Raw genomic sequence first — 11,094 nt, 5'->3', positions numbered from 1 at the left:
ACCCACGCGCAGTTGCCGGCCGGCCCGCTCGGGGTAGCGTAAGGACAGCAAACGAGTCTGCATCTGAGCAGCATCGAGGGGTCATGGCGGCAAGAACGGTCTTCGCCATCGTGTCGATCGCGATGTTGGCGGTGACCGGTTGTTCGGATTCCGGGGTCAAACCGTCACGACAAACTCCGACCGGTCACGACAACCCCTCCCGGCTGCCGCCGATCTACCCCGGAACCACGGTGTCGATTCCGCCGTCCAGCTCCGCCGCGCCGACCACCACCTCTTCTACTTCCTCGGTTGCGCCCGCGCGCAGCATCCCGGGTGACGGGACGTTCCGCACGGGTGTTGACCTGGTGCCAGGCACCTATCGGTCGCAAGGCGGCGCCTCCTGCTATTGGGAACGGCTGCGGGGGTTCGGCGGGCAAACCGCCGACATCATCGCCAATGGGGCGGGCATCCTGCCTCAATCGGTGACGATCGCGCCGACGGACGCCGGGTTCAGGTCGCAAGGTTGTGCGCCGTGGACGCTGGTGACCGAGCCTGCTCCGACGACGACTTCGGTCGCCCTCCCGGCGGGGGCTCAGGCCTGTCCTCCGACGTCCGGGCCGTCCGGCGGCTTCGCCCACTCCGCGGTCGGGTCCGCGGACACCTCGTGCCCGTTTGCCGAGCAGGTTCGGCTCGCCTACGGCGCCGGGGGTCCGGCCAGCGTGACGCAGCGGCAGGTCGAGGCCGTGAGTCCGGTGACCGGCCAGCACTACACGATGACGTGCGCGGCCAACGGTTCGATGGTGGTGTGCAACGGCGGCAACGGCGCGGTCGTCTACGTGTATTAGTTGTTGTCGCACAACGGGTCAACGAATCGAGGAAACATGGAGCCGGGAGAAGTCTTGGAGGTCGGCACGAGCTATTGCCTCAACTGCCGCGTCGACGCGGAGTATCACATCATCGACATGACGGGCAACGGCGATCGAATGGACCGTCAGTGGTTGTGTCCGGGTAACCACCGCGATACTCACGTCCAGGACGAGTACAAGCAATACACCTGGGAGAGTCGGCGGCGCGCCAGGAAAGAAGGTTCGTAGGCGCGGGGCCGTGGGCGCATTGTCCGGGGGCTACGGTTCAGATGTGTCATTTCGTCGAGAAAGCTCGCTGCGCGGGCGGCGGCTGCGCGTCCACGAAGTCCTGTTCGAACGCTTCGCGATGAGCCGCCTCGGTTCTCAAGTTGCAGTCCACATAGCGCCGCGGGTCGACAAAGTGCTGATTCCGCGTACCAACGGGCGCCTGAGTTCCGCGGGCCTGAACCGGACCGGTCTCGTGACGTCGACGGGGGCCAAGTCCGGCAGACCGCGCACGAATCCGCTGACGTTGATCGAGGATTCCGACGGGCTGCTGGCGATCGGGTCCAACTACGGTCGCCCCTCGCACCCGGGGTGGAGTGCCAACCTGCTGGCCCATCCCGAATGCACGGTCGAGTACAAGGGTCCTCCCCGGCAGTACCGGGCCGAGCTGTTGACCGGCGATGCCCGCGCCGCGGCGTGGGCCAAGGCGGTCGACTTCTACGCGGGCTACGAGGCGTATCGGGTCAAGTGCGCGCCGCGGGAGATCAGGGTTTTCCGGCTGCGGCCGGTCGAGTGAGCTGTTTTCCCGGCGTGCGGTTCGCGTCGCTGGATGGCGCGCTAGTGTCTATGGTCGTGTGACGCCCGGGGGCGGTAGCTCAGTTGGTTAGAGCCGCGGACTCATAATCCGTTGGTCGCGGGTTCGAGCCCCGCCCGCCCCACTTCAGAGGCTATTTTTGCGGCTGGCCGCGCCGAAGTCATCGTTTATTCATCGTTTATGCGGACCGTGCGGTCCAGCAGGTCCGCTACCTGCGTGTGGATCCGCCCTCGGGTCATGTAGCGGTCCTGGGTCATGCTGACGTGGGTGTGCCCGAGATGGTCGGCGCCGATCCGGGCCGAGAGCCCTTCGTCGTCGATGAGGGTCGCGACGGTCTTGCGGAAGCTGTGGGTGGTCACTTCGGCCACGCCCAACTCTTGCCGCGCCGTGCGCCACTCCTTGCCGAAGTTGTTTGGGTCGCGAAGCGTCCCGGCCGTCGAAGGGAAGATGACTGCTTGCTCGCCGAGGTAGGGCCGCTGCCGGCGCTTCAGCAGCATCTCGACGGCGAACTTCGGCAGCGGGATGCTTCGTCGACCGGCGGTCGACTTGGTCTCGTCGACGCGCAGCAGACCCTCGCCGGGCACGCGGATGACTTTGCCGGTGACGGCGAGCATGCTCGTCTTCTCATCGAAGTCCGTCCAGCGCAGGCCGAGGAGTTCCGAGCGCCGCAGGCCGGTGGCGATGAGCAAGGTGATCGGGTCGACCAGGTCGTGCTTCTCGCAGAAGGCGGACGCATGGAGTTTGGTGAGCAGTTGGCGGAGTTGGTCGGCGGTGAGTGCGACCGCGCCTTTGGGCTGGGTCTTGGACCGCAGCGGTTGCACGTCGCGCACCGGGTTGGCGCTCAGCACACTGGCCATCACCGCGAGCTGCAGTGCGCCCCGCAGGATCGACTTCGATTGGCGGGCCTTCGTCGTGCCGTGCGCGCTCCGCATGGACCGGAGGGTGGCGTCCATGCGGGCCGGCGTCGCCTCGCTTACCCGCAGGCCGCCGATGAACTTCTTGAGATCTTTCGTGGTGAAGCGGTACGTCGACATGGTGACCGGGGAGCGGCCGTCCTCGGCCAGGCGTACAAGGTGTTGCTCCACAAGGTCAACCACTTTGGTGGCTGGGCCAATCTCGCCGTGGTTGGCCGAGCGTTTGCGTTCCGCGAGCGCCACGACCAACGCGTCCTCTGCCAGCTTGCCGTGCTGGTCGTATTCATCGGCGGGACCGAGCCTTTGGACGATACGGGTCACGCCGTCAGTGTCGCGGTAGCGGCAACGCGCAAGCCAAACGCCACCGCCTTTGTTGATGCGTTTGATCTGCCCGTGTGTACCGATCCGCAATTGCGGCCGTCCTGCCATGGTTCCTACTTCCGCGAGGCTGCCGATCCGGAGCCGACGAATTCTTCAGCTGGGGTGTTCGCAAAGGCGGGATGGGAGAACTTTCTCACTCCCGGACGTGGCAGGTCGGTGCGTGCCCCGACGTTGCGAACGACCCATTTCCGGGCACTGTATCGCGCGCCACCGACACGCGGGCTGCTAAGCGGAGTTCCGCTTCGGTCGGTTCAGTTGCGTTGTCTCCCAGGCGACCACATCGCTGATCCGATACCGGACGTGCCGGCCGAATTTCGCATACGGTGGCCCTGTTCCCTTTGATGCCCATTCGGCGGGTGTCTTGACGGGCACGCCGTAGCGGTCGGCCAGCTCCTGTCGGGTGATCCACCTGTCGTCGGCGGTGTCCTCCATGGCGACTCTTTCTGTCAGCGGCTGCCGGACGGCTGGCCCATGTACATATCATCTGCTCCGGTTACCGCTCCCCGCTACAACCGCGGCGAATCAGCTTGTACTTCGACTGTGCGGGCTGGAGCGGGAGGGCGGCTGGCGCGGTCTCTGCTTGCGAGGGGGGCGCGCTGCGACACCATAGCTGGCTCAGCTCTTGCTCGTTGATCGCCGGTGTTGCGTCAGTCATACTGCGAATCAACGTTTTTCCCAACAATTCTCGTCGACTCTCACTGATACCGGTCGACTTTCGCTACGCAGCAGAAGAATTCAGAAACCTGTCAATCGCTATGGCACATTTGCACATTGGTGTGCGAGATTGGCGGTAGCACACATCGCGTGTGCTCCCGCCGGGGTTGTGCGCCAGGCGGTTTGAGGTCTCGGGTGGTGTCGGGTGTTGACGATTGCCAAGCTTTCGCGGTGGTCGATCAGCTACTACAACGACACCGCCCGCGCCGCGGCAGCGGCCGGCGCCGAGGTGCGTCGTACTGGTGGCGGGCTGGGGGAGTACTACGCCGAACACGACACCCGTACGCCGGTCTGGTTGTGCGCCGGAGACGCCCACACCGCGGCCAAACTCGTGGGTCTCACCGATCTTCAACGGGCGGGTGGGACAGCTGATCCCGACGTGGCGGGGCGCTGGCTCGATGACGGCACCGCACCCAACGGGGCGTCCGGACGGGCGTTGGGGAACCGCGGTGTGCACGGTTTCGATCTGACGTTCTGCGCCCCCAAAAGTGTGTCGTTGGCCCGGGCGATCCGGGCCGGCGAGGTGGCCCACAAAGCCATCTCTGACGCGCACACAACCGCGATCTCGGAGGCCCTCGAATACCTCGCGGAGCATGCCGGCTACACCCGCGTGCACAACCCGGTCACGGGGCACAAGGACCTGGTGCACTTACCCGGACTGGTGGCGATCGCCTACCAGCACGAGACCTCCCGCGCGGGTGATCCGCACCTGCACACCCACGTCATCGTCCCCAACCGCCAGGCCCGCGCCGGCGGAAAAATGGTGTCGCTGGACGGCACGTCGCTGTATCACGAAGCCAAGGCCGCCGGGGTGATCTATCAGGCCACGCTGCGCCGCGAACTGACACGGTCGTGCGGCTTTGAGTGGCTGCCGGTGGACCCCGCCACGGGCATCGCCGAGGCCGCCGGTATCTCCGCGGAGAGCATCACCGCCTGGTCGCAGCGCTCGTCGCAGTTGCGGGAGTGGGCGGCGGGAAACCTCACCCTCGCGGAGGGGCATGAGTTGTCGGCGGCGCAGCTGAGTGCGGCGCAGAAGGCGACTCGGCCGAGCAAACCGGAACAGCTGTCCTTCGCGCAGTTGCGGGCCGCGTGGCGCGCCGATGCCCGCGGCCTGCCCGTCGAGGACGCCGCCCGCCGCCAGGCCTACCGTGCCCGTTGCGAGGCGCGAGGGCAGGAGGTGGATCGGCTCCGGCTGGCGGAGGTGGCCGCGCAGAGCGACAAGGCCGCGTTCACCCGCGCGGACCTGGTCGAGATCATCGGCGCGCAGCTGCCCGTGGACACCGCGAGCAGCCCACGCCAGCTCATCGAGAAGGCCGTCGACAACATCGGGATCCGGCTGTCCGGGCCGCGGCAGCCTCATCAGCGTGAGGGCCACGAACGGTTCACCGTGGACCATATTTTGCGCGAAGAGGCCTGGCTGTTGCAGCTGGTGGACGCCCAGGATTGCCGGGCGGAAATGTGGGTGCGCGACGGCGACCTGGACGGGCTGTCCCCCGAGCAGCAACGCGCGGTGTACAACATCGCAATCTCCCCGTGGTTGGTGCAGCCGCTCAGCGCGCCGGCGGGGGCGGGCAAGACCACCTCGCTGCGGGCGTTGGCGGCCGTGGCCCGCCACAGCCTCACCGCCCGGGTGTTCGTGTTGGCCCCGACCGGGACCGCGGTCGATGTCGCGATCCGGGAAGGCGCCGGCGATGTCGGCTACACGATCGCCAAAGCTCTGCACGAGTTGGACAGCGGCGCCCTGGCGTTGGGGCATTTGGACGTGGTCGTCGTCGATGAGGCCGCCATGGTCGGCACCGACGATCTGTTTCGGCTCCTGAAAGCGACCACGGCCGCCCACACCAAGGTCGTGCTCGTCGGCGATGCCCACCAGCTGGGCCCGGTCAAGGCCCGCGGCGGCATGTTCGCCCAACTGTGCACGGATCTTCCCTGGGCGCAGCGGCTCTCGGAGGTCTGGCGGATGCGTGACGCGGGCGAGCGGACGGCGTCGCTGGCGCTGCGCGACGGCGGGCCCGCCTCGGTGCGCCGCGCCGTGGAGTGGTACCGCGCCCAGGGCCGGCTGCACACCGGTGACCGGGTCGCGATGGCCGCCGACGCCCTGGCCGGCTACCGCCGCGATATTGCGGCCGGGAAGGACGCGCTGCTGATATGCGGCACCACCGAGATGGCCGATGCCCTCAATTGGCGCATCCACCGCGACACCATCTGCGCTGAGCAGCCCACCAAGTTGGCCGCGCGGGGGCACCGCGTCGCGGTCGGTGACCTGATCGTCAGCCGTCGCAACGACCCGAACATGCCGGTCTTCGACGCCGACATCAAGAAGCCCGCCGACCCGGTGCGCAACGGCAACCGCTGGCGTGTCTATGTGGTGGACCCCGACAACGATCGCATCGCCGCCCGACGCCTGAGTGATGGCGCGTGTGCCGCCTTCAGCGGCCGCTATCTGCGTGAGCACATCACCTACGGCTACGCCCTTACCGTGCATTCCGCGCAAGGCGTCACCGTCGACACCGCGCATGCCGTGCTGGGCGAAAACACCACCCGCGCACTGTTCTACGTCGCCATGACCCGCGGCCGCGATGCCAACACCGCCTACCTCCACGAGCGGATCGCCGGCGTCCACGAACACCACCAGCCCGACGGCTTTCATATCCCGCGACGCGGCACCAGCCGCGACGCCGCACAGCTGGCTCGGACGCTGATCGGCCACCGCGACGAGCGAGCCCGCACCGCCCATCAGGTCGCACACGAAGCTGATGGTTCCCCATTGCCCGTGCCGGTGCGTGGCCTGCTATGGCGGCGCGACAAAGACGTTCGACAGCGGCGGGCCGCTTTTCAGCAATGGTGCGCGGGCGGCGCAGGAATCAACATCCCCGATCACCGCATAATCGACCAGCACATCGACCGCAGCCGAGACAATGATGTGGGTTACTCGCTAGGTCTATGAGTCCAACCTGAGTTATGTCAACCTGCCGATGTGACCCGCTGGCGTCGGTGGTCTTGGCTGTGCCAGGGCGCGCCCTGGCACAGCGTCGAGCTAACCGGGGCGAACGCGATTGCAGGCTCTGTCGTACGCCCCGTGTGACAATGCATCCCGACCCGCAACGGATGGGCAAGGAACGGTGATGGACACGGGATTTGGTACGAATCAGCTCTACTCAGCGTGCAGGCTTACTGTCACGCATCACTTTGCAGATAGTGGACTCGAATGCAAGCCGATTGAAGGAACAGGTTTTCTTGTTGAGTTCCCAAGTCCTGACAGTCGCATAGGTCTGGTCACCAACCGACACTTAACCGATGCTACATTCGCGAATGAGATCGAAAATGGAGGTGCAACGCTAAAGTCAATCAAGGTGCAATGGTGGCAAAGTAAATATTTACTGCTAGAACATACAGTCGCTGACCCCCAGCCCCTCTACTATGATTCCGACCCTCTGGTTGATGTTGCGGTCATTCCCATCGCCGCAAAAACTGGGGCACCCGTGGAGATAATCGGTACCTTACACGGAGATGTAGAAAAATTCATGGCTGAGACTAGCCCCGACGGGATCATGTTCAACCACGCACACAGTTGGGCTTATCTGTTGGAATGCGAAAGACTCTGGCCGGAATTAGAACCTGGAGAGTTTGTGACTTTTCCTGGCTATCCGATTTGGTATGACCGGCTTCAAACTAGGCCCGTTCTACGGTCAGGTGTGATCGCCAGCGACCCGCAACAGAATCACCGCTACTGCGAAGGTGAACCGACTACAAAAGACGGCAATCATCAGGTGTTGTTCGATGCATTTTCTACCAACGGCAATTCAGGCGGACCCGTGTACGTCGCACAGCGCGGTATGGCCCCGATTGATTTGCGTATTCCTATGGACGACGGCGCAATTGTGTCTCAGGGGAAAATCATAATGGAAGGCTATCGCCGGTCATTTCTTGTCGGAATCAACGCTAGTCACTGCAACGACACGGGCCTCCCGCGCCCCAACGAACACGCGGGATTGTCTCGGATGCACAAGCTTTCTGTCCTTATGCACATCTTGCGTGCCAATGAAGCCCCACCCGATCCAGATGCGCGCGCGATCAAGCTGCTCATACCCGTTCCAGATAGGTAGCTGTGGCTGTCAAAACCGGTTCCTGCGCCGGTTTCGCAGTGACGTACCTGCCAGCACGGGCGTTGAAGCTGCCACCGTTCACGGTCGTGCAGCGCCCCGCAGCCTCACCGCTGAGCATCTTGCAGACTCTCATCCGTGACGACCTGGTAGAACCATTTGGCGATGTCGGAAATCAAATGTGACCGGCCTGGTGCATTGGTAAAGAAATAGTCGCTCATCTTCTCGTGCGCGCCCTGATTGTCGGCGACTGCGCCGGTAACGGCGTCATCGAAGTCCGGGGACTCCACGAACTGCTTGGCGGAGTTGACCTTCGCCTGCTGCACCAGCGCAGCATCCTCGAGCAGCGTCTGCAACAGTGCTTCCAGGAACGACACCTTCTGCGATTCGGTGAAGTCTTCGGATCCGAACAGGTCATTGAGTCGGTCGAGCACCTGCTGGAAGGCAACCATCTTCGGGTCGCGCTTCTCACCGGACCCCGCGGCAGTGATTCCGGATAGCCCGACCCGCACACCGAGGCCGATATCGATCCTGCCCCGGTCGATCTGTTTGACGTGCTTGAGCACTACGTCAGACAGGTCGATCGGAGCGGTGTAGTTGTCCGGCCGGATCACCCGTTCAAGCTCGCGCAGGTAGATCTGTTTCTTCTCCAGACCGGGGTCACCGTAGTCGATGATCTGCGACATGAAGTCATAGAGACGCACGAAGGACCCGACGTCCTTGCGGAACATGTCCAGCTCGGCCAGTGCCGCCTTGTCACCCTCGCCGCCGTTGTGAATCAGGGCGGCCTGGTAGCGCTCGGCGAACCGCTTCTTGCCGGGGTCGACCGCCGCCTTGAGCGCGTTGTGACCTTTGCCAGTCACGAAAACCTCTGCGCACTGGTCGATCTCGGCTTCGGTGTAGATGCCGGCGGTGTCGAGTTTCGCCGCCAGGTCGTGGACCAGGTTCGGGTCGGTTTCGGTTTCCAGGAACGCGTCGGTGAAGTACGGCTCGAACGCCTTGCGGATCTCCTCGGGCTCGTTGACGAAATCCACAACCTGCGTCATCGACGCGGTCTTCTGGATGCCCGACGGGGTGCGGTAGGTGCGGTTGAGCCGCGAGAGGGTCTGCACCGCAGTGACGCCGGACAGGATTCGGTCGACATACATCGCGCACAACAGCGGCTGGTCGAATCCGGTCTGGAACTTGTTGGCGACGATCATCACCTTGTACTGGTCACCGCGAAATGAGGTACGCAGGTCATGCACGCCGGGGTTCATGCTGGCTTCGGTGAACGGCTCTGGCCCGGACTCCGGGTCTTGCACCGTGCCCGAGAACGCGACGAGGGTGCCGTAGCCGTAGCCCTTTTGGGCGATGAACGAGTCGATCGCGAGCTTGTAGCGCACCGCCGCTTTGCGGGAGTCGGTGACGACCATCGCCTTGGCGTGCCCTTCGAGCAGCCCCGCTACGTTCTCGTGAAAATGCTCGACGATGATTGCGGCCTTCTGCGCGATCGTCTGCGGGTTGAGCTTGACCCAGCGCATGACCTCCTTGGTGGCTTGGGCCTGGTCCACCTCGTTGCCGTGTGCGACGTTCTGCGCCACCTGGAACGCCAACTTGAACGAGTGGTACCCGGTCAGCACGTCGAGGATGTAGCCCTCCTCGATGGCCTGTTTCATCGTGTAGACGTGGAACGGGACCGGTTTCTCGTCGGGAGTTGGCCTGCGGCCAAACAGTTCCAGTGTCTTGGCTTTGGGTGTGGCGGTGAACGCGAAGTAGGAGATGTTGGCCGACTCGGCACGCTCGCTGGCTTCGGCAGCCAGCACTGCCTCGATATCGATCTCACCGCCCTCCTCGATCTCTTCGAGTTCGTCGGCGGTCAGCACGGACTTCAACTTGCTCGCGATCTGTCCGGACTGCGACGAATGGGCTTCGTCGGCGATGACGGCAAACGTCTTGCCTCTGAGCCCCTTGTTCTTTCGGATCTCGTTCATCGCGAACGGGAAAGTCTGAATGGTGACGACGATGATCAGCTTGCCGCCAAGCAGCGCGGTGGCGAGCAGGCCGGATTTCGACTTCGCCTCGCCGCCAGCTTTCGCGGCTTCGTCGCGGTCGATGGCCACGACGATGCCCTGGTCGTTGTCGATCTGCTTGATCGCGTCCTGCAGCTGGGCGTCGAGCACGTTGCGGTCGGTCACGACGATGACCGAGTCGAACACCTTCTGGTTGTCGACCTGCAGCCGCGCCATCCGGTGCGCGGTCCAGGCAATCGAGTCAGTCTTGCCCGAACCCGCTGAATGCTGGATCAGGTAACGCTTTCCGACGCCTTCGGCCGTGACCGCGGCGGTGAGTCTGGTGACAGCCTCCCACTGGTGAAACCGCGGGAATCGTAGCGACGACGACTTGGTGGTCTTGCCGCTGATCGGGTCGGTGCTCGACTCGTGCTTGATGTACATCAGTCGGCCGAGGATGTTGAGCCAGGCGTCGCGCTGCAGAACCCGCTCCCACAAATAGGCGGATTTCGAACCGGTCGGGTTGAGTGGGTTCCCGGCGCCGCCGTCTTCGGCGCCACGGTTGAACGGCAGGAAATGCGTTGTGTCACCAGAGAGATTGGTGGCCATCCAGACCTCGTCGTCGGACACCGCGAAGTGCACCAGCGCGCGGGCACCGGAGACGAACAGCGGCTGGAGCGCGCCGGTTTTGGCGTCCTTGGGTAGCCGGGACGTCTTGTACTGGGTGATCGCATCGGCGACGGTCTGGGTGAAATCGGTCTTCAGTTCCGCGGTGGCCACTGGCAGCCCGTTGACGAAGAACACCAGGTCCACCGAGCGTTGATCGGCGGTGGAGAAGTGCACCTGCCGCATGACTCGCACCCGCACGGCTGCGTAGTCGGAGTTGCGTTTCTCGTTGAGTGTCGATTCGGGCTTGAATACGCACATCTGGAACTTCGCCGCCAGGTGTGAGAATCCCTTGCGGAGCAGGTTGAGGGTGCCGCCGCCATTGCCCAGCGGTGTATCAAGGACTTTCACGATCCGGTCCAGCAGTTGGGCCTGCTGCTTGGCGATGTAGCCGGAGCCCGGCTTGACGACTTTGTCCAGCTGCTCGCGCTGAGTGTCGGCTAGCCAGCCGAGGACGTCTTCGGGGAACAGGGCGCGTTCGCGGTCGTAGTCGGCGTCATTGGGTGAGTAGAGCCAGCCGTGGGCCGCCAGGTGCTCGGCGAACTCCTTTTCGAACTCGATTTCGTTGTGCAGAGCCATGTTTCAGGACCCCTCCCGCACGGCGATTTGGCTTGTGCCGGCGCGGACGATCGGGGCCGAGCGGCGGTCCTGAGCGAGTTCGAGAAAGCTCTCGGTTTGCCG

Annotated in this window: 8 protein-coding genes and 1 tRNA gene; 6 read left to right on the top strand and 3 right to left on the bottom strand. The window is 64.2% G+C overall.

The window, feature by feature from the left end:
- Positions 1-83: 83 nt before the first annotated feature.
- The 4 genes from AC5Y7D_RS01830 (at position 84) to AC5Y7D_RS01815 (ending at position 1,768) form a co-directional block, all read left to right on the top strand.
- The gene (locus tag AC5Y7D_RS01830; protein WP_499920860.1) at positions 84-824 is read left to right on the top strand and encodes an Rv1352/Rv1906c domain-containing protein; all 741 of its coding nucleotides are present in this window, start codon (positions 84-86) and stop codon (positions 822-824) included.
- 36 nt (positions 825-860) lie between these two features.
- Positions 861-1,073, top strand: coding sequence for a hypothetical protein (locus tag AC5Y7D_RS01825; RefSeq protein WP_499920859.1), 213 nt, complete (start codon positions 861-863; stop codon positions 1,071-1,073).
- A 43-nt stretch (positions 1,074-1,116) separates the two neighbouring features.
- Positions 1,117-1,626 carry a nitroreductase family deazaflavin-dependent oxidoreductase gene (locus AC5Y7D_RS01820; RefSeq protein ID WP_499920858.1) on the top strand — a complete coding sequence of 170 codons (510 nt, stop codon included), beginning with the start codon at positions 1,117-1,119 and terminating at the stop codon, positions 1,624-1,626.
- Between the two features lie 68 nt (positions 1,627-1,694).
- A tRNA-Ile gene (locus tag AC5Y7D_RS01815) sits at positions 1,695-1,768 on the top strand.
- 43 nt (positions 1,769-1,811) lie between these two features.
- Here AC5Y7D_RS01815 and AC5Y7D_RS01810 read toward each other — a convergent pair.
- Positions 1,812-2,987, bottom strand: coding sequence for a site-specific integrase (locus AC5Y7D_RS01810; RefSeq protein WP_499920857.1), 1,176 nt, complete (start codon positions 2,985-2,987; stop codon positions 1,812-1,814).
- A gap of 177 nt (positions 2,988-3,164) precedes the next feature.
- Positions 3,165-3,371: a helix-turn-helix transcriptional regulator gene (locus tag AC5Y7D_RS01805; protein WP_122498782.1), complete on the bottom strand. Its 207-nt coding sequence runs from the start codon at positions 3,369-3,371 to the stop codon at positions 3,165-3,167.
- Between the two features lie 427 nt (positions 3,372-3,798).
- Between AC5Y7D_RS01805 and mobF the strand changes: the two genes are divergently transcribed.
- Positions 3,799-6,600 (top strand): MobF family relaxase, encoded by a 2,802-nt coding sequence (mobF, locus tag AC5Y7D_RS01800; RefSeq protein ID WP_499920856.1) that lies wholly within the window; start codon positions 3,799-3,801, stop codon positions 6,598-6,600.
- 178 nt (positions 6,601-6,778) lie between these two features.
- The gene (locus AC5Y7D_RS01795) at positions 6,779-7,759 is read left to right on the top strand and encodes a hypothetical protein (RefSeq protein WP_499920855.1); all 981 of its coding nucleotides are present in this window, start codon (positions 6,779-6,781) and stop codon (positions 7,757-7,759) included.
- 104 nt (positions 7,760-7,863) lie between these two features.
- Here AC5Y7D_RS01795 and AC5Y7D_RS01790 read toward each other — a convergent pair whose 3' ends face one another.
- Positions 7,864-10,992: a type I restriction endonuclease subunit R gene (locus tag AC5Y7D_RS01790; RefSeq protein ID WP_499920854.1), complete on the bottom strand. Its 3,129-nt coding sequence runs from the start codon at positions 10,990-10,992 to the stop codon at positions 7,864-7,866.
- Positions 10,993-11,094: the final 102 nt, after the last annotated feature.

Source organism: Mycobacterium sp. NGS49, from assembly GCF_059812565.1.
This window is presented reverse-complemented; position numbering and strand designations above follow the sequence as displayed.